The following is a 19,697-nucleotide window of genomic DNA, read 5'->3' as shown; positions in this document are numbered from 1 at the left end:
GGATGCAAAAAAGGCTGCCCGAAGGCAGCCTTTTTCGTCGTGTCGGGAACGGCCGATGCTCAGTCGACCGCGCCTTCGCGGCTCGCGCGGCGACGTTCGTGTTCCTTCAGGAAGCGCTTGCGCAGGCGGATCGACTGCGGCGTCACTTCGACGAGCTCGTCGTCGTCGATGAATTCGACCGCGTATTCCAGCGACATCTGGACCGGCGGCACGAGGCGCACGGCTTCGTCGGTACCCGACGCACGCACGTTGGTCAGCTGCTTGCCCTTGATCGGGTTCACGACGAGGTCGTTGTCGCGGCTGTGGATGCCGATGATCATGCCCTCATACAGCGCGTCGCCCGGCTTCACGAACATGCGGCCGCGATCCTGCAGCTTCCACAGCGCGTAGGCAACCGCCGCGCCGTCGTCCTGCGAGATCAGCACGCCGTTGCGACGTTCGAAGACCGAACCGTCCTTGACCGGCGCATACGAGTCGAAGATGTGGCTCATCAGGCCCGTGCCGCGCGTGAGCGTCAGGAATTCGCTCTGGAAGCCGATCAGGCCACGCGCAGAGATCTTGTATTCCAGACGCGTGCGGCCGCGGCCGTCCGACGCCATGTCGAGCATTTCGCCCTTGCGGCGGCCGAGCTCTTCCATCACGCCGCCCTGGTGTTCGTCCTCGACGTCGACCGTCAGCAGCTCGTACGGCTCGTGACGCACGCCGTCGATTTCCTGCATCACGACGCGCGGACGCGACACGGCCAGCTCGTAGCCTTCGCGGCGCATGTTCTCGACGAGAATCGTCAGGTGCAGCTCGCCGCGACCCGACACTTCGAACACCGTTTCGTCGCCGGTATCCTTCACGCGCAGCGCGACGTTGTGGTTCAGCTCCTTCATCAGGCGGTCGCGGATCTGGCGGCTCGTCACGAACTTGCCTTCGCGGCCGGCGAGCGGCGACGAGTTGACGAGGAAGTTCATCGTCAGCGTCGGTTCGTCGACGGTGATCATCGGCAGCGCTTCCGGCGTGTCGACCGCGCAGATCGTCGCGCCGATGCCGACGTCTTCAATACCGTTGATCAGCACGATGTCGCCCGCTTCGGCCGACTCGACCTGCACGCGCTCCAGGCCCTTGAAAGACAGCACCTGGTTGATCTTGCGGTTCAGCACGTCGCCTTCCGGGCCGAAGCGCATCACGACCGGCTGGCCCGGCTTGATGCGACCGCGCGTGATGCGGCCGACGCCGATCCGGCCGACGTACGTCGAATAGTCGAGCGACGTGATCTGGAGCTGCAACGGCGCTTCCGGATCGGCCGGGCGAACCGGCACGTGCTCGAGGATCGCCTCGAACAGCGGACGCATGTCGCCTTCGCGGGCCGCCGGGTCGAGCGACGCGTAGCCGTTCAGGCCCGACGCGTAGACGATCGGAAAGTCGAGCTGCTCCTCGGTCGCGCCGAGCTTGTCGAACAGGTCGAAGGTCTGGTTGATCACCCAGTCGATCCGCGCGCCCGGGCGGTCGATCTTGTTGACGACGACGATCGGCTTCAGGCCGAGCGCGAGCGCCTTCTTCGTGACGAAGCGCGTCTGCGGCATCGGGCCCTCGACCGCGTCGACGAGCAGCAGCACCGAGTCGACCATCGACAGCACGCGCTCGACTTCGCCGCCGAAGTCCGCGTGCCCCGGGGTGTCGACGATGTTGACGTGCGTGCCTTCGTATTCGACCGCGCAGTTCTTCGCGAGAATCGTGATCCCGCGTTCCTTTTCGATGTCGTTCGAGTCCATCACACGCTCGGCGACTTGCTGGTTGTCGCGGAAGGTGCCGGACTGGCGAAGCAGTTGGTCGACGAGCGTCGTCTTGCCGTGGTCGACGTGAGCGATGATGGCGATATTGCGAAGGGCGCGGGTCATAGAAACCTGGAAATCGTTTGAACGCGCAAACGCGCGCGCTCGTTTTCACGGGCGCGCGCTGTTGCAGCTTGGAAAGCCACAAATTATAGCACGTGCGCGTGTCGACAGCTGACCCGCACGGTGCAACGCAACAAAACGGGCGCCACCGCTGCCCTTCCCGAACCGGTCGACCGCCCGGCGCGCCGCCATCGAACGACCGAAAAAACCTTATCCCGACAAGGGACTCTCGCCGGACAAAGCGCGCGTTTTGCCGTTCGATTAACATTTGCCGCGGCAAGCAATTGTGCCTATACTGCTGCCTAGTCAACTATTGCAGCTTCAGGGTTTTATGTCGGATTCTCCTACCCCACCGCCCGTTTCGTCGCTGTCTTCTTATCAGATGAACGACAGCGTCGGTTATCTGATGTCGCGCGTGAAGTCCGTGATGACCAACCTCGTCACGCAACGCACGCAGGAAGAGCTCGGCATCACGGGCACGCAGGCGAGCATGTTGTTCATGATCGCGGTCGGCAAGTGCTCGACGGCCGCCGAACTCGCGCGCGAATACGGGATCGACGCAAGCGCGGTCACGCGCCTGCTCGACCGGGTCGAGAAACGCGGCCTGCTGTCGCGCGTGCGCAGCGTCGAGGACAGGCGCGTCGTGCGGCTCGAGCTCACCGACGAAGGCCGTGCGCTCGCCGAACGGCTGCCGCCGATTTTCCGCAGCGTGCTCGACCAGGTGCTGGACGGGTTTACGCCGGAAGAAGTCGGGTTCCTGAAGAGCATGCTGCGCCGCATTCTCAGCAACTATTGCGAGACGGCCGGCGGTAGCATCACGTAATAGTTGCCATAACAATTACTTTTGACAGATTAATGTAAGGAAATCCTTGCAGTGTCCATCATTCATTCCGAGTCAGGGGTTAGCGCGATGAAAACCTCCCCGTTGTCCGTGCGCGCCGGGTCGTGCCGCGCCGCCGTCGCCGCCGCGGTCGCCGCGCTGGCGCTGGCGGGCTGCGCGAATTACATCGGCATCAAGAGCGACAAGCAGATCGCCCCCGCGTCGCAATTCGAATCCACCCAGAGCCTGCCGGCCCAGGGCGGCCAGTGGCCGGCGCTCGACTGGGCCAGCCAGTTCGGCGATCCGCAACTGCCGAAGCTGATCGACGAAGCACTGCAGGGCAACCCGTCGATCGCGCAGGCGCAGGCGCGCATCGCGAAGGCCTCGTCGTACATCGAATCGTCGCGCTCGAACCTGATGCCGAAGGCCGAAGCCAGCTATTCGTGGACACGCGAGCTGTATTCAGCGAACGGGCTGTTCCCGCCCCCGTACGGCGGCCAGTGGTACAGCGAGAACAACGCGCTCGCGAGCGCGTCGTGGGAACTCGATCTGTGGGGCAAGAACCGCGAACGCCTGCACACGGCTGTATCGCAGGAAAAAGCGGCCGAAGCCGACATGCAACAGGCGCGCATCACACTCGCGTCGTCGGTCGCGCGCACCTACAACTCGCTCGCGCAGCTCTACGCACTGCGCGACATCGCGCAACGCGAGATCACCAACCGCGAGACGGTCGGCAAGATCACCGACGGCCGCGTATCGGCCGGCCTCGACACCAACGTCGAACGCCAGACGGCGCGCGGCAACATCGCGACGACCCAGGCTTCGCTGTCGGACCTCGACGGCCAGATCACGACGGTGCGCTACCAGCTTGCCGCGCTGCTCGGCAAGGGTCCGGATCGCGGGCTGCAGATCGCGGCGCCCGTGATGAACCCGAGCGGCAACGTCACGCTGCCCGGCAACCTGCCGGCCGACCTCGTATCGCGCCGCCCCGACATCGTCGCCGCGCGCTGGCAGGTCGAAGCCGCGATGCACGACGTGAAGGAAGCGAAGGCCGAGTTCTACCCCGACGTGAACCTCGCGGCCGGCTTCGGCTTCGATGCGTTCGGCTGGGGCAAATTCCTGAACTTCGCGAGCCGCCAGGCGCAGTTCGGCCCGGCGATCCACCTGCCGATCTTCGATGCCGGCGCGCTGCGTGCGCAGCTCAAGGGCCGCTACGCGGACTTCGACCTGTCGGTCGCGAACTACAACCAGACGCTGATCAGCGCGCTGAACGACGTCGCGACGCAGGTCGCGTCGATCCGTGCGATCGATCGCCAGATGGGCGACGCGCAGCGCGCGCTCGACGCGTCGACGCGCGCATACGATCTCGCGGTCATCCGCTACAAGGCCGGCCTGTCGCCGCAACTGCAGGTGCTGACGGCGGACAGCAACCGCCTCGCAGCGGAACAGACGGTGACCAACCTGAAGATGCGTCGCCGCGACATGCAGCTCGCCCTGATCAAGGCGCTCGGCGGCGGGTTCGACGCGACCGGCACGCCGCTCGCCGCGCCCGATGCCGCCACGCCGACCAAACAGGCCGCCAACTGAGCCGGCGCCACTACTACGCAGACACTCGAAATAACGGACGGAGAAAATCGCCATGAGCGACCAACAAAACGCCGCCAGCGCGCAGCCGCAGAACAACGGCAAGCGCAAACGAATGATGACGCTGCTCGTCGCGGTCATCGTGATCGCGGCCATCGCATACGGCCTGTACTACTTCCTCGTCGCGCGCTTCCATGAAGACACCGACGATGCCTACGTGAACGGCAACGTCGTGCAGATCACGCCGCAGGTCACCGGCACCGTGATCGCCGTGAAGGCGGACGACACGCAGACGGTCAAGGCCGGCGACCCGCTGGTCGTGCTCGACCCGGCCGATTCGCAGGTCGCGCTGCAGCAGGCGGAAGCCAACCTCGCGCAGACGGTACGCCAGGTGCGCGGCCTGTTCGTCAACGACGACCAGTACCGCGCGCAAGTCGCGCTGCGCCAGTCCGACCTGTCGAAGGCCCAGGACGACCTGCGTCGCCGCCTGGCCGTCGCGCAAACGGGCGCCGTGTCGCAGGAAGAAATCTCGCACGCCCGCGACGCGGTGAAGGCCGCGCAGGCATCGGTCGACGCCGCGCAGCAGCAGCTCGCATCGAATCGCGCATTGACCGCGAACACGACGATCGCATCGCATCCGAACGTGATGGCCGCCGCCGCGAAGGTGCGCGACGCATACCTCGCGAACGCACGTAACGTGCTGCCGGCGCCGGTCACCGGCTACGTCGCGAAGCGCTCGGTGCAGGTCGGCCAGCGCGTGTCGCCCGGCAACCCGCTGATGTCGGTGGTGCCGCTGAATGCCGTGTGGGTCGACGCGAACTTCAAGGAAGTCCAGCTGAAGCACATGCGCATCGGCCAGCCGGTCGAAATGACGGCCGACATCTACGGTTCGTCGGTCACGTACCACGGCAAGGTCGTCGGTTTCTCGGCCGGCACGGGCTCGGCGTTCTCGCTGCTGCCGGCGCAAAACGCGACCGGCAACTGGATCAAGGTCGTGCAGCGCCTGCCGGTGCGGATCGAACTCGATCCGAAGGATCTCGACAAGCATCCGCTGCGCATCGGCCTGTCGATGCAGGTCGACGTGGACATCAAGGACGAACGCGGCGACCAGCTCGTCAACGCGCCGAACACCGTCTACGAGACCAACGTGTTCGCGAAATACGGCGACGAAGCCGACGCCGAAATCGCGCGCATCATCGCCGAGAACGCAGGCGGCAACGCGTCGGCGCCGGTCGCGGCGAAGCAGAACAGCGCCGCGAAAATGATGTAACCGTTCCGACTCCGGAAAGACAACCGACATGGCACAGGCTCCTGTCTCCCACCCGCCCTTGCAGGGCGGGCAACTCGTGCTCGGCACGATCGCGGTGTCGCTCGCGGTGTTCATGAACGTGCTCGACACGTCCATCGCGAACGTCGCGATCCCGACCATCTCGGGCGACCTCGGCGTGTCGTCCGACCAGGGCACGTGGGTCATCACGTCGTTCGCGGTCGCGAACGCAATCTCGGTGCCGCTGACCGGCTGGCTGACCGACCGTTTCGGGCAGGTTCGCCTGTTCCTCGCGTCGATCATCCTGTTCGTGATCTCGTCGTGGATGTGCGGGCTGTCGCCGAACCTGCCGTTCCTGCTCGGCTCGCGCGTGCTCCAGGGCGCGGTCGCCGGCCCGATGATTCCGCTGTCGCAAGCGCTCCTGCTGTCGAGCTATCCGCGCGCGAAGGCGCCGATGGCGCTCGCGCTATGGGCGATGACGACGCTGATCGCGCCCGTCGCGGGTCCGATTCTCGGTGGCTGGATCTCCGACAACTATTCGTGGCCGTGGATCTTCTACGTCAACATCCCAGTCGGCATCGCTGCCGCCGCCGCGACGTGGGCGATCTACCGTAATCGGGAGTCGGCCGTGCGCCGCGCGCCGATCGACGGCGTGGGCCTCGCGCTGCTGGTCGTCTGGGTCGGCTCGCTGCAGATCATGCTCGACAAGGGCAAGGATCTCGACTGGTTCGCGTCGACGACCATCGTCGTGCTCGCGCTGACCGCTGTCATCGCGTTCGCGTTCTTCGTGATCTGGGAGCTGACCGCCGAGCACCCGGTCGTCGACCTGTCGCTGTTCCGCATCCGGAACTTCACCGGCGGCACGGTCGCGCTGTCGATCGGGTACGGCCTGTACTTCGGCAATCTCGTGCTGTTACCGCTGTGGCTGCAGACGCAAATCGGCTACACCGCGACCGACGCCGGCCTCGTGATGGCGCCGGTCGGGTTGTTCGCCATCCTGTTGTCGCCCCTCACCGGGAAGTATCTGCCACGCACCGATCCGCGCTTCATCTCGACGGCGTCGTTCCTGACGTTTGCGCTGTGCTTCTGGATGCGTTCGCGATATACGACGGGCGTCGACGAATGGTCGCTGACGCTGCCGACGCTCGTGCAGGGCATCGCGATGGCCGGCTTCTTCATCCCGCTCGTGTCGATCACGTTGTCCGGCCTGCCCGGCCACCGCATTCCCGCGGCGTCCGGCCTGTCGAACTTCGTGCGGATCATGTGCGGCGGCATCGGCACGTCGATCTTCCAGACCGCATGGGACCACCGCAACAACTTCCATCACGCGCAACTGGTCGAGCAGGCGAACCCGTACAACCCGACGTTCAACCAGGCCGTCACGCAGATGGGCAATCTCGGGCTGTCGCAGAACCAGGCACACGGACTGATCAACAACATGGCCACGCAACAGGCCGCGCAGCTCGGCGTGAACGACCTGTTCTACATCTCGGCGGTCATCTTCGTGCTGCTGATCGCACTGATCTGGATCACCAAGCCCGAACGCGCGGGCGGTGGCGATGCCGGTGCGGCGGCGTCGGCGGCACACTGAGCGCTACCGGCACGCCGCATCCCTGCGCGGTCACGCCAAACAAAAAGCCCGGTCGAAATCGACCGGGCTTTTTCATGCCGCTGCATGCACTTGCGTGCACGACTACATCATTGCGCCGTCACGACCAGCCGTTCCGGGGCGAGCACGCCATTCGCCTTGCGCGCCACGCCGAGCAACCGTGTTGCGTCGTACACGCGCACGCGCTCGCCATCGGCCGCGTCGATCGGCTCCAGCGCCGACAGCGGCAGGCGCTGACCATGCAGGAACCGCTTCGCGGACGCGTCGTCGAGCCGAATGGCCGGGAACGTCGACAGCAACGCATCGACCGGCTGCAGCCATGCATCGCGCGCCGCTTCGGCAGCGTCCGACAGCGCATCGAGCGTCACCGCATGCTCGAGCGTCAGCGCGCCGACGCCCGTGCGACGCAGCATCGTCAGATGCGCGCCGCAACCCAGCGCCTCGCCGATATCCTCCGCCAGCGTGCGCACATACGTGCCCTTGCTGCAGGTCACGCGAAACGTCACGTCGGGCAGTTCGCAGGCGAGCAGTTCGAGCGCGTGAATCGTCACGTTGCGGCCCTCCCGCTCGACGGTCTGGCCCGCACGCGCATATTCATACAGCGGCTTGCCGTCGCGCTTGAGCGCCGAATACATCGGCGGCACCTGCACGATGTCGCCGGTGAAGCGCACGAGCGCGGCTTCCACCGCCGCACGATCGCATTCGACCGGCCGCGTGTCGATCACGTCGCCTTCCGCATCGCCGGTCGCCGTGCGCTGGCCGAGGCGCATCGTCGCTTCATACGTCTTGTCGGCGTCGAGCAAGTCCTGCGAGAACTTCGTCGCCTCGCCGAAGCACAGCGGCAGCAGGCCCGAAGCCAGCGGATCGAGCGTGCCGGTGTGACCGGCTTTCTTCGCGAGAAGCAGGCGCTTTGCGCGAATCAACGCATCGTTGCTCGACAGGCCGACCGGCTTGTCGAGCAGGAGAACGCCGTCCAGCACGCGCCGGGGCACGCGCGGACGTTGGGGTGCTGCATTCGTCATAGGCCGGTCGAGCTCAATCGTCCTTGGCAGGCGCGTCGGCCTCGTCGTCGTCCTTCGCGCGCGTCGAATTTGCTTCCTTGATCAGGCGCGACATCTCGACAGCCTTCTCGATCGTCTGGTCGTAGTGGAAATGCAGCGTCGGCACCGTATGAATGTGCAGGCGCTTGAACAGCAGGTTGTGCAGGTGGCCCGACGCATGGTTCAGCGCCTCCTGCGTCTTGTCCGGATCGCCGGTGAGCGCCGTGAAGTAGACCTTCGCGTGCGCATAGTCCGGCGTGAGTTCCACGCTCTGGATGGTTACGATGCCGATGCGCGGATCCTTGACCTCGCGCATGATGAGTTCGGACAGATCGCGCTGAATCTGGTCGGCGATCTGAACGTTGCGATTGGGGGAAGTACGTTTCCTGGACATGATCGATCCGTGATCCGTTTATCAGGATGAAGCGGCGGCCATGTTCGGCACGCCACCATGAAAATGGGCGGGACAGGCCCAAGCCTGCCCCGCCCATGAGCCGATTACGCGACGATTACAGCGTCCGCGCGACTTCGGTCACTTCGAAGACTTCGAACTGGTCGCCTTCGATGATGTCGTTGAAGTTCTTCACCGACATACCGCACTCGAAGCCTTGCTTCACTTCCTTCACGTCGTCCTTGAAACGCTTCAGCGATTCGAGTTCGCCCGTGAAGATCACGACGTTGTTGCGCAGCACGCGCACCGACGACGAGCGCTTGACGATACCGTCCGTGACCATACAGCCTGCGACCGTGCCGACCTTCGGTACCTTGAAGACCTGGCGCACCTCGACCATGCCGGTGATGACTTCGCGCTTCTCCGGCGCCAGCATGCCCGACATCGCCGCCTTCACCTCATCCACTGCGTCGTAGATGATGTTGTAGTAGCGGATATCGATGCCGTTCGCTTCGGCCAGCTTGCGTGCCTGAGCATCCGCACGCGTGTTGAAGCCGATGATGACCGCCTTCGATGCCGTCGCGAGGTTGACGTCGTTTTCGCTGATGCCACCGACCGCGCTGTGCACGATCTGCACGCGCACTTCGTCGGTCGACAGCTTGAGCAGCGACTGCACGAGCGCTTCCTGCGAACCCTGCACGTCTGCCTTGATGATGAGCGGCAGGTTCTGCACTTCGCCTTCGCCCATCTGCTCGAGCATGCTTTCCAGCTTCGCGGCCTGCTGCTTCGCGAGCTTCACGTCGCGGAACTTGCCTTGACGGAACAGCGCGATTTCGCGCGCCTTGCGCTCGTCCGGCAGCACGATCACTTCCTCGCCCGCACCCGGCACTTCCGACAGACCCTGGATTTCGACCGGGATCGACGGACCGGCTTCCTTCGTCGGCTTGCCGTTCTCGTCGAGCATCGCACGGACGCGGCCGTAAGCCGTACCGGCCAGCACGATGTCGCCGCGGTTCAGCGTACCGGACTGCACCAGGATCGTCGCGACCGGGCCTTTACCCTTGTCGAGCTTTGCTTCGATCACGATGCCCTTGGCCGGCGCTTCGACCGGTGCCTTCAGCTCCAGCACTTCGGCCTGCAGCAGCACGTTCTCGAGCAGATCGTCGATCCCTGCGCCCGTCTTCGCCGACACCGGCACGAACGGCGAATCGCCACCGTATTCTTCCGGCACGACGCCTTCCGCGACCAGCTCCTGCTTGACGCGATCCGGGTTCGCTTCCGGCTTGTCGATCTTGTTGATCGCGACGACGATCGGCACGCCACCCGCCTTCGCGTGGGCGATTGCTTCCTTCGTCTGCGGCATCACGCCGTCGTCGGCCGCCACCACCAGCACCACGATGTCGGTCGCCTTCGCGCCGCGTGCACGCATTGCCGTGAACGCTTCGTGACCCGGCGTATCGAGGAACGTGATGACGCCACGCGGCGTGTCGACGTGATAAGCGCCGATGTGCTGCGTGATGCCGCCCGCTTCGCCCGCGGCAACCTTCGCGCGGCGGATGTGGTCGAGCAGCGAGGTTTTGCCGTGGTCGACGTGACCCATCACCGTGACGACCGGCGGACGCGGCAGTTGCTCCGCATCGGTACCGGTTTCGCCTTCGACGAGCAGCGCTTCCGGATCGTCCAGCTTCGCGGCGACCGCGCGGTGGCCCAGTTCCTCGACGATGATCATCGCCGTTTCCTGGTCCAGCACCTGGTTGATCGTGACCATCTGGCCCATCTTCATCATCACCTTGATGACTTCGGAGGCCTTGATCGACATCTTGTGCGCGAGATCGGCAACCGACACGGTTTCCGGCACGTGCACTTCACGGACGATCGGTTCGGTCGGCGCCTGGAACGACGATGCGCTGTCCTGGTGACGGCCGCGACCCTTCGGGCCGCCGCGCCAGCCGCGGTCGACGCCGCCGCTCGAGTCGCCGCGCGTCTTGATGCCGCGACGCTTCGACGCGTCGTCCTGCCAGCCGCCCTTGCCTGCGCCCGGCTTCTTGTTGCGGTCGCCCGCGCCTGCCGGCGCTTGCGTCGTGGCCGGTGCCGCGGCGCCGGCCGGCTTCTTCACGGCCGGACGCGCCTGCGCACCTTCCGGCTTCGCCGGCTTGTGCAGCGTGCCCTTCGCTTCGGCCGGCTTCGCCGGTTCCGCCGGCTTCGGCGGCTCGACTGCCTTGACCACGGCCTTGCGCGGCGTGTTCATCATTTCGCGGATCGCGCGCGCTTCGGCCTCCGCCGCCGCGCGACGCTTGCTGATCTCTTCCTGCTCGGCGCGCGCCTTGTCGGCCGCCTCGCGGGCAGCGTCCTCGGCCTTCTTCGCCGCTTCGCGCTGCGCCGCACGTTCGGCGGCTGCGCGTGCCTCGTCCTGCGCGGACTGCGTCGGCGCGGTTTCCTGCTCGGCGGCGGCCTGCTGGGCTGCCGCCTGCTGCGCTGCGGCGGCTTCCGCCGCGGCACGCTTCGCCGCGGCTTCTTCCTCGGCGCGACGACGCTCGGCCTCGGCCGCTTCCTCGCGGGCGCGACGCTCGGCTTCCTCGCGTTCGAGGCGTTCCTGACGCTCGCGCAGCTCCTGCGCCTGCTTCTCGAGCAGCTCGGCCTCGCGGCGCGCTTCTTCCTCGCGACGCTTCAGTTCCGCATCGTCGTCCGCTTCGGCGACCTGCGCCTGACCCTGTTCCGCACCTTCGCTCACGTCGTCGCGCTTGACGAACGTACGCTTCTTGCGAACCTCGACCTGAATGGTGCGAGCCTTGCCCGTCGCGTCAGATTGCTTGATCTCCGACGTATGCTTGCGGGTCAGCGTGATCTTGCGCTTGTCGCCGTCGGTTGCGCCGTGTGACTTGCGCAAATGATCGAGCAGACGCGCCTTGTCCGCTTCGGACAGCGCATCGTCTTCACTCGCTTTCTGGACGCCCGCTGCCTGCAGCTGTTCGAGCAGCACACCAGCAGGCATTTTCAGTTCCGCGGCAAATTGGGCTACGTTGTTACTCGCCATTCATTCCTCTTAGTGCAAGGACCGATTCCTTGCGGTTAGCATCGGGTCAGGCCATACGGCCGCCATCAAATCAGTGCGCCATGGTCATTTCTCACTGGAACCAGTGTTCACGTGCTTTCATGATCAACGCCTTAGCGGCATCCTCTTCCATCCCGGTCATGTCGACCAGTTCATCTACAGCCAGCTCGGCGAGATCGTCGCGCGTCTGCACGGCGTGTTCGGCCAGCTTCGCGAGCAGCTCCGGCGTGATGCCGTCGAGGCTCTTGAGATCCAGCGCTGCGTTCTCGACCTTTTCTTCGTTCGCGATGGCCATCGTCAACAGCGCGTCGCGTGCGCGGTTGCGCAGTTCGTGCACGGTGTCCTCGTCGAACGCTTCGATTTCGAGCATTTCGTTGAGCGGCACGTACGCGATCTCTTCGAGGCTCGTGAAGCCTTCGTCGATCAGGATGTCGGCAACTTCTTCGTCGACGTCGAGGCGCGCCATGAACAGTGCACGCAGCCGGTCGCGCTCTTCGCCCTGCTTCAGGGCGGATTCGTCCGGCGTCATGATGTTGATCTGCCAGCCGGTCAGTTCGCCGGCAAGGCGAACGTTCTGACCGCTGCGGCCGATCGCGACAGCCAGTTCGTTCTCGTCGACGACGACGTCCATCGAATGCTTTTCTTCATCGACGACGATCGACTGGACGGCTGCCGGCGCGAGCGCGCCGATCACGAACTGGGCGGGATCCTCCGACCATAGCACGATGTCGATGTTTTCGCCACCGAGCTCGTTGCGCACGGCCTGCACGCGCGAACCGCGGATGCCGACGCAGGTGCCGATCGGATCGATCCGCTTGTCGTATGCGATGACGCCGATCTTCGCGCGCACGCCCGGGTCGCGGGCAGCCGCCTTGATCTCGAGCAGGCCCTGTTCGATTTCCGGCACTTCCATCTCGAACAGCTTCATCAGGAATTCGGGCGCCGTACGCGACAGCTCGATCTGCGGGCCGCGCGCGGTGCGGTCGACCTTCGCGATGTACGCACGCACGCGGTCGCCCACGCGCAGGTTTTCCTTCGGGATCAGCTGATCGCGGCGCAGCAGCGCCTCGACGCGGCCCGATTCGACGATGAAGTTGCCCTTGTCGAGGCGCTTCACCGTACCCGTCATGATCTTTTCGCCACGCTCGAGGTAGTCGTTCAGGATCTGCTCGCGCTCCGCGTCGCGCACCTTCTGCAGGATCACCTGCTTCGCGGCCTGCGCGCCGATGCGACCGAACTCGATCGACGGAACGGGTTCCTCGACATACTCGCCGACTTCGACGTCGGGCTTCTGCTCACGTGCTTCGAACAGCAGGATCTCGCGATCCGGCTCCTGCAAGCCTGCCTCGTCGGGCACGACGAGCCAGCGACGGAAGGTTTCGTGCTCGCCGCTTTCGCGATCGATATGGACGCGGATTTCGGCGCCTTCGTCGAACAGCTTCTTGGAAGCGGACGCGAGCGCAGCCTCGAGGGCGCCCAGCACCACATCCTTGTCGACGTTTTTCTCGCGCGCCAGCGCATCCACCAGCATCAACACTTCGCGACTCATTATTTGCGGCTCCTAAAGTCAACTTGCGGAATCAGGCGGGCTTTGTCGATATCGGCCAGCGTGAAATCCAGCATGGCTGCCTCGCCCTTCTTCCCCTCAAATTCCAAACCGATCGTTTCGCCATTCGGCGCGTGCAGAATGCCCCGGTACGTCTTGCGCCCGTCCAGCGGCTTTTTCAAGGTCACGGAAACTTCGCTGCCGGCGAAGCGCTCGAAGTCGGCCAGCTTCTTCAACGGGCGGTCGAGCCCCGGGGACGAGACTTCGAGCCGTTCGTAATCGATATTTTCGACCGTCAAGACGTGCTGGAGCTGACGCGTAACCTTTTCGCAGTCATCGAGCGAGATGCCGGCAGGCTGATCGATATAGATGCAAAGCATGCCGCGCCCGGTGCGCTCGAGTTCCACCAGCTCGTAGCCGAGCCCGGTGACCGTGGTTTCTATCAGTTCCGTCAGTTGCACAGTGTCCTCTCAGGTGTTCGCGCCCGCCGCTCGCGATTCACCCGCGGGCGCGCGCCTTAGCCGGCGCAGGAAGCGCTACCCGAGATGCCTAACCGTTTCAGCAAAAAAAAATGGGCGGAACGCCCATCTTCTTACTGGTGGTCGCACCTGAGCCGCACATTGAATCCGTACGCCCAGCGACTCCGCGATTATAGCGATTTTTGGCGCAAACGCCAAGCCAGCCGGTAAAAGCAGCGCGTCGACAGCCTTTACGGACCAAAAATGCGAAATCGGGCTACCCGATCGACCGGTACTCCCGTGCCGCACCGGTGATCGTCGTTGTCGCGGCACGCGACACGGATCAGCCGAAACGCGTCGACAAAGCCGGCCGGATGCCGGCCTGGCCGACGCGCCAGCGGCCTTGGGCCGCCGCACGCCGACCGACAGGCGCTTAGCGGCTGCGCGTACGACTGCGCTGCGGACGCGGACCGCCGCGCGGGCCGCCGTTGCCGCCGCCATCGGCACGATTGCCGTTCGGCGTGCGGTTACCACCGCCCTTGCTGCCGCCGCGCTTGCCACCCGCGCCATCGCGCTTGGGGCCCGCGCCATACGACGCGCGATTGCCGTCGACATCGCGACCACCGCCGGCGCGGTTGCCGTCGCGGCCGCCACCCATGCGGTTGCCGTCACGACCGCCGCCCGTGCGGTTGCCGTAGCCCGACGGTGCAACCGGCAGGCTGCCGTAGCCGCTCAGGCCCGGCAGGCCCGGCGCGCCGCGCCGGCCACCACCGCGACGCGGCTGGTCGAGTTGCCCGTGCGTCGTCAGCACCGGCTCGCGGCCGATGAAACCCATCGACGTCTGCATCGGATCGGGCTGGCGCCGCTCGGTCGGACCGGCACCGCCGCGCTTGCCCTTCTCCTCGGACGGCGCCTTCAGGCCGACGGTCGCCATCAGCTTGCGCACCTGCGCATCGTCGAGCTCTTCCCAACGACCACGCTTCAGGCCGCGCGGCAGCGGAATCGGGCCGTGACGCGTACGGATCAGCCGGCTCACCATCAAGCCGACCGCTTCGAACATCCGGCGCACTTCACGGTTGCGGCCTTCGGCCAGCGCGACGTGATACCAGTGGTTCGTGCCTTCGCCGCCGCCATCGCGGATGCGCAGGAAATTCGCCGGACCGTCTTCGAGCTCGACCCCGTGCAGCAGCTTCTGCCGCATGCCTTCGGCCAGCTCGCCGACCACACGCACCGCGTACTCGCGCTCGACGCTGTAACGCGGATGCATGAAGCGGTTCGCGAGGTCGCCGGAGGTCGTCAGCATCAGCAGGCCTTCGGTATTGAAGTCGAGGCGGCCCACCGCCAGCCATTTCGCCGTCTTCATCGGCGGCAGGCGGTCGAACACCGACGGACGACCTTCCGGATCCGCGTGACTGACGATCTCGCCGGTCGGCTTGTGATACAGCAGCACGCGCGGCGGCTTGTTCGGCAGCTTGCGCTTGACCGGCTTGCCGTTGATCCGCACCTGGTCGGTCGGCATGATCCGCTGGCCGATGTGCGCGGGCTCGCCGTTCACCGACACGCGGCCGGCAACGATCAGTTCTTCCATTTCGCGGCGCGAGCCCATGCCCGCTTCCGCCAGCACCTTGTGGAGCTTCGGCGCGTCGTCGTCCGGCGACAGCACGCGCTTGTTCGCCGGCTGGTTGCGGCCGCGACGCAGCATCGGCGCACGCACGCCGCTACCGCCCGCGGAGTTGTCCGCGTCGAAGGCGGGCGACGTCACGTACGCGAACAGTTCGTCCTGGGACGCATCGCCTTCCACAGCCTTCGCCGCGCCACCTTCGGCTTTCGATGCACCGCGACGGCCCTGGCCGCCTTGACCGCCCTTGGCCGCACTTTCGCGCTTGCCGGCCGGCTTGCGACCGCCCTTGGCCGCACCTTCCTTGCGCGGCGCACGCGCCGGCGGCGCATCGGCGGCCTCGGCCGGCTGCGCATCCGCGCCCTCGGCACCCTGCTGCTCGCCTTCGGCGCCCTTCGACTTGGCCGCCGCGCGACGCCGCGCGATCAGGCTGCGCGGGCCGCGCCGCAGACCGCGGCGGGGACGCTCGTCGCCACCCGCGGCCGAAGCATCCTGCTCCGGCGCATCGTCGGCACGCGCTGCCTGCACGGCAGGCGCGGACGATTCAATATCGTGGATATCTGTCAAAACAACCTCAAAATGTCAGGTCTCGCGCCCGGCGCGGGCGCGGCAAGAAGTTGGCCGCGATCAGGCGCGACGCTGTTCGGGTTCTGCTTCGTCGTCCGGCAGCGCGTCGGCGCCGATGGGCGCACTGGCGCTTCGTACGGCATCCGCGAGACTGTCGGACGTGTCGTCCAGCGTCTCGTCGTCCGCGGGACGGGAACGGGAGGCGTCGGCCTGATCGGCCTCGCCGGGCATGTCGCCGGCCGCTTCCGCTCCGTCTCCGGCAGCCGCTTCGGCGGCCGGCTTGCGATCTTCCTCGCCCCAATCCGCTGGCTGCGGCTCGGGCTGCACATCGGTCGGCACTGCTTCGGCGCCAACCTGTTCCGTCTGCTCCGTTTGCCCGCGATCAGCATCGAGCGTATCGCGACTCGGCATTTCCTGCGTCGACGCGACGTCGGCCGCGGCATCGCCGGGGGCCTCGGCCGACTCGCCGGCGGGCACTTCATTCGCCAGTGCCTGCGGTACGTCGCCCGCCGCATCGTCGGCCACCGGCACGTCACCGTCGAAATCCATGGCCTGCTGCGCGAGCAGCGCGGCCTCGATGTTCGCGGCCGGCTCTTCGAGCGCCGGCAGGTCGTCGAGCGCCTTCAGGCCGAGATCGTCGAGGAACTGCTTGGTCGTCGCATACAGCGCCGGACGCCCCGGCACGTCGCGATGACCGATCACCTCGATCCAGCCGCGATCCTCGAGTTGCTTGACCACCTGCGTATTGACCGTGACGCCGCGAATCTCTTCGATGTCGCCGCGCGTGACGGGCTGCCGATACGCGATGATCGCGAGCGTTTCGAGCACCGCGCGCGAATATTTCGGCGGCTTCTCGGGATGCAGGCGATCGAGATAATGACGCATCGCCGGCTTGCTCTGAAAGCGCCATCCGGTCGCCAACGCCACCAGTTCGACACCGCGACCGGACCAATCCTGTTTCAGATCTTCGAGCAACGTGCGGACCGTGTCAGCCGACACGCCGTCGGCAAAGAGCTTGCGCAAATCGCCGAGCTTCAGCGGTTCCTGCGCGCAGATCAAAGCAGTCTCGAGGACGATCTTCGCCTCTTGGGTATTCATGCAGCTAGGCCAGACCCTGTGGTCAAACGAACCGGATCAACAAACAGACGAAAGGAACGGAAGACGCGCTCGCCCGATTCTGATCGGTCATATTGATGGGAGCACGAACCGGGGGCGGCGAACCAACTTCAGGCCAGGCCCAAACCGGACGGAACAGCACGGCTCAACGACGGAACCGCGTGACTGAGCGCCATATTACGCAAAATTGCCCGGTGCGTAAAGATGAGTGGAACAGGCCGCCGCCCGGGCGGCGCGCCCGCTCCGGCCCCGCTTCAACGGGCGCCCGCGCCGTGTGCAAGGAACCGGCGCAGCCGCTCGACGCCCGCATCGAGCCGCGCCGGATCGCATGCGTAGCACCAGCGCACGAACCCTTCTCCCTCCGGGCCGAATGCGCGCCCGGGCGCAAGGCCGAGCCCCGCTTCGCGCACCAGCGTCGCGCAGAACGCCAGGCTGTCGGTCGCACCCGGCAGCCGCAGGAACAGATACATCGCGCCCGGCGGGGGCGGCACCTCGACGCCCGGCAGGGTCCGCAGCGCGGCAACCAGGTGATCGCGCGCGTCGCGCAGCGCCGCGACGAACGACCGCACGAACGGCTCGCCGTCGCGCAACGCGACCTCGGCCGCGGCCTGCACGAAGCCCGGCGCACACGACGTGTTGTATTCGACGAGCTTCGACAGGTCGCCCATCACCGATGCCGGCGCAATCAGCCATCCGAGCCGCCAGCCCGTCATCGCCCACGCCTTCGAGAATGAATTGACGACCACGACGCGCTCGTCGCGCGACGCGATATCGAGGAACGACGGCGCGCCGCCGTCGCCGAATGCAAGCCGCTCGTACACCTCGTCGGCGACCAGCCAGATGCCGTGACGGCGACAATGGGCGAGCACGACCTGCTGATCGTCGCGCGACATCGTCCAGCCGGTCGGGTTGTTCGGCGAATTGATCAGCAGCATCCGCGTATCGGGCGTCAGCGCCGCGAGCAACCGGCCGACATCGAGCTGCCAGCCCGCGTCGCCATAGTCGAGCGGCACGCAGTCGACCCGCGCACCGAGGATCTTCGGAATCTCGACGAGATTCGGCCACAGCGGCGTGATCGCGACGACCCGCTCGCCCGGCCCGACCAGCATCTGCGCAGCCAGCATCAGCGCACTCACACCCGAACTCGTCACGGCCACCGTGTCCGCCGGCGTCGCACCGTGACGCGCGCCGACATAGGCTGCGATCGCGTCGCGCAGCGGCGCCGTGCCGAGATTGTGCGTGTAGAAGGTCGTGCCGTCGCGCAGCGCGGCCGCTGCGGCGTCGCGGATGAAGTCCGGCGTCACGCGATCGGATTCGCCGAACCAGAACGGCAGCATGTCCGGCACGCCGAAGCCGGCGTTTGCGACCTCGCGGATCAGCGACGGGCGCAGCGCCTGCACCGCGGCACGCGCCGCCGGCTCGTCGTTTGCCGGGAAAAAACCTGCGGATTGCGTCATCGAGCACCACCGCCGAGGAACACGATCCGCGTAGTGTACCGGCCGGCAAGCCGGACCGCGCACGTTGGCAAGCGTCAGTCGAGATCCTCGGCCCTCGCCGGCATCTGCCGCACAAGCTCCCAGATCGCCTGCGCGGCGGGTGACAACGACCGGTCGCGACGACGCACCAGCTCGACGGTACGCTCGGTGCGCGGCGTGAGCGGCCGCGCGACGAGCGTCGAGCCGGCGGGCAGCGGCAGCGACAGCCACGGCTGCACGCTCACGCCGACACCGGCCTCGACCAGCCCGAAGACGGTCGCCGAATGCCCGAGTTCCTGCATGACCGTCGCGTTCACGCGATGCGCGGCCAGCGCCGCATCGATCAGCGGCCGGCTGCCCGACGCATGATCGAGCAGCACGAGGCGCTCGCCGTCCAGCGCCGTCCACGGCACCTCGGCCCGCGCCGCGAGCGGATGGTCGGCGCGCGCGACAAGGCAGAACGAATCGGTCATCAGCGGCTCGCAGACGAGATCGGCGACCGTCAGCGGCCCGATCACGACGCCGAAGTCGACTTCGCTCGACTTCACCTTGCGCAGCACGTCGCTCTGCACGTCATCGCGCAGGCCGAGCGTCACGAACGGAAACTGGCGCTCGCACGACGCCACCACGCGCGGCATCAGCCTGCATGCGATCGTCGGGCTTGCCGCGACGATCACGCGCCCGCGACGCTGCTCCCCTATTTCGCGAATCTCGCGCAGCGTGTCGTCGAGATCGTCGAGCAGGCGCGACACGCTCGCGATCAGGTTCGCGCCGACGTCGGTCAGTTGCACGTCGCGCGTCGTGCGATCGATCAGCTTCAGCCCGAGTTCGGCCTCGAGCTCGCGCACGCAGCGGCTGACCGCGGACTGCGTGAGCCCGATCTCGTCCCCCGCCCGACTGAAGCTCCTGAGCCGCGCGACTTCGATGAATACGCGAAGCTGGCGCAGCGTAACGTTCATCTCCTGACCTCATCAATCGTCGATATCGATGCGCGATTTTAATGTGCGAACCCGGCTTCGGCGAACGAATCCGGCACCCGCCGCACATGTTTCGCTGCGGTGCAATACGTTCGCAAACGCACGTGACACGGGCGAATTGCACAAGATTGGTGATTGTCCCGATTTGCTGCCGGGTTATTTTGGCGTCTTATACGCCCCTAGCTGACTTAGCCGTTAGCTCGCTGCCAAGCGGCTCTCGAGGGATTCACCTCCGACATGGCACGCTTCGTGCATTACCTGGCGCACAGGGCACAGGTTTCGTCGGACGGAAGA

Annotated in this window: 14 protein-coding genes; 4 read left to right on the top strand and 10 right to left on the bottom strand. The window is 66.1% G+C overall.

All coding sequences use genetic code 11. The annotated features are described in order from the left end of the window. Nucleotides 1-59: 59 nt before the first annotated feature. The gene (gene typA / locus H0X90_RS21995) at nt 60-1,886 is read right to left on the bottom strand and encodes a translational GTPase TypA (protein WP_006490690.1); all 1,827 of its coding nucleotides are present in this window, start codon (nt 1,884-1,886) and stop codon (nt 60-62) included. A gap of 328 nt (nt 1,887-2,214) precedes the next feature. Here typA and H0X90_RS21990 point away from each other — a divergent pair, with 328 nt between their 5' ends. The 4 genes from H0X90_RS21990 (at nt 2,215) to H0X90_RS21975 (ending at nt 7,145) form a co-directional block, all read left to right on the top strand. Then, nucleotides 2,215-2,706: a MarR family winged helix-turn-helix transcriptional regulator gene (locus tag H0X90_RS21990; protein ID WP_034200653.1), complete on the top strand. Its 492-nt coding sequence runs from the start codon at nt 2,215-2,217 to the stop codon at nt 2,704-2,706. Nucleotides 2,707-2,793: 87 nt separating this feature from the next. Then, a complete protein-coding gene (locus H0X90_RS21985; RefSeq protein ID WP_034200654.1) occupies nt 2,794-4,290 on the top strand; it encodes an efflux transporter outer membrane subunit in 1,497 nt (498 codons plus the stop codon). Between the two features lie 52 nt (nt 4,291-4,342). Beyond that, nucleotides 4,343-5,557 carry an HlyD family secretion protein gene (locus H0X90_RS21980; protein WP_006490688.1) on the top strand — a complete coding sequence of 405 codons (1,215 nt, stop codon included), beginning with the start codon at nt 4,343-4,345 and terminating at the stop codon, nt 5,555-5,557. Between the two features lie 28 nt (nt 5,558-5,585). Beyond that, on the top strand, nt 5,586-7,145 hold the full coding sequence (locus H0X90_RS21975) for a DHA2 family efflux MFS transporter permease subunit (protein ID WP_012492561.1): 1,560 nt from the start codon (nt 5,586-5,588) through the stop codon (nt 7,143-7,145). Nucleotides 7,146-7,252: 107 nt separating this feature from the next. On the opposite strand, the gene truB is transcribed toward H0X90_RS21975, so the two are convergent. The 9 genes from truB to H0X90_RS21930 all read right to left on the bottom strand — a co-directional run bounded on the left by truB (nt 7,253) and on the right by H0X90_RS21930 (nt 19,385). Continuing rightward, nucleotides 7,253-8,185, bottom strand: a complete 933-nt coding sequence (gene truB / locus H0X90_RS21970; RefSeq protein WP_006490683.1) for a tRNA pseudouridine(55) synthase TruB — start codon at nt 8,183-8,185, stop codon at nt 7,253-7,255. 13 nt (nt 8,186-8,198) lie between these two features. After that, nucleotides 8,199-8,597 (bottom strand): 30S ribosome-binding factor RbfA, encoded by a 399-nt coding sequence (rbfA, locus tag H0X90_RS21965; protein WP_006495346.1) that lies wholly within the window; start codon nt 8,595-8,597, stop codon nt 8,199-8,201. Nucleotides 8,598-8,712: 115 nt separating this feature from the next. After that, nucleotides 8,713-11,628: a translation initiation factor IF-2 gene (infB, locus tag H0X90_RS21960; protein WP_006495347.1), complete on the bottom strand. Its 2,916-nt coding sequence runs from the start codon at nt 11,626-11,628 to the stop codon at nt 8,713-8,715. Between the two features lie 91 nt (nt 11,629-11,719). Next, on the bottom strand, nt 11,720-13,195 hold the full coding sequence (gene nusA / locus H0X90_RS21955; protein WP_006495348.1) for a transcription termination factor NusA: 1,476 nt from the start codon (nt 13,193-13,195) through the stop codon (nt 11,720-11,722). After that, nucleotides 13,195-13,653 carry a ribosome maturation factor RimP gene (gene rimP, locus H0X90_RS21950; RefSeq protein WP_006490686.1) on the bottom strand — a complete coding sequence of 153 codons (459 nt, stop codon included), beginning with the start codon at nt 13,651-13,653 and terminating at the stop codon, nt 13,195-13,197. Before rimP ends, nusA begins: the two co-directional genes overlap by 1 nt. Before the next feature lie 430 nt (nt 13,654-14,083). Beyond that, nucleotides 14,084-15,835, bottom strand: a complete 1,752-nt coding sequence (rluB, locus tag H0X90_RS21945; protein WP_043204911.1) for a 23S rRNA pseudouridine(2605) synthase RluB — start codon at nt 15,833-15,835, stop codon at nt 14,084-14,086. A gap of 60 nt (nt 15,836-15,895) precedes the next feature. Beyond that, nucleotides 15,896-16,933, bottom strand: coding sequence for an SMC-Scp complex subunit ScpB (gene scpB / locus H0X90_RS21940; protein WP_043204912.1), 1,038 nt, complete (start codon nt 16,931-16,933; stop codon nt 15,896-15,898). Nucleotides 16,934-17,205: 272 nt separating this feature from the next. Continuing rightward, nucleotides 17,206-18,408, bottom strand: coding sequence for a pyridoxal phosphate-dependent aminotransferase (locus tag H0X90_RS21935; RefSeq protein ID WP_077190102.1), 1,203 nt, complete (start codon nt 18,406-18,408; stop codon nt 17,206-17,208). Between the two features lie 74 nt (nt 18,409-18,482). Beyond that, nucleotides 18,483-19,385 (bottom strand): LysR family transcriptional regulator, encoded by a 903-nt coding sequence (locus H0X90_RS21930; protein ID WP_077190104.1) that lies wholly within the window; start codon nt 19,383-19,385, stop codon nt 18,483-18,485. Nucleotides 19,386-19,697 lie beyond the last annotated feature (312 nt).

The sequence above is a fragment of the Burkholderia sp. 9775_39 genome (assembly GCF_015712225.1).
Classification (GTDB): domain Bacteria; phylum Pseudomonadota; class Gammaproteobacteria; order Burkholderiales; family Burkholderiaceae; genus Burkholderia; species Burkholderia cenocepacia.
The sequence above is the reverse complement of the archived record's forward strand: the minus strand, read 5'-3'. Positions and strand labels throughout refer to the sequence as shown.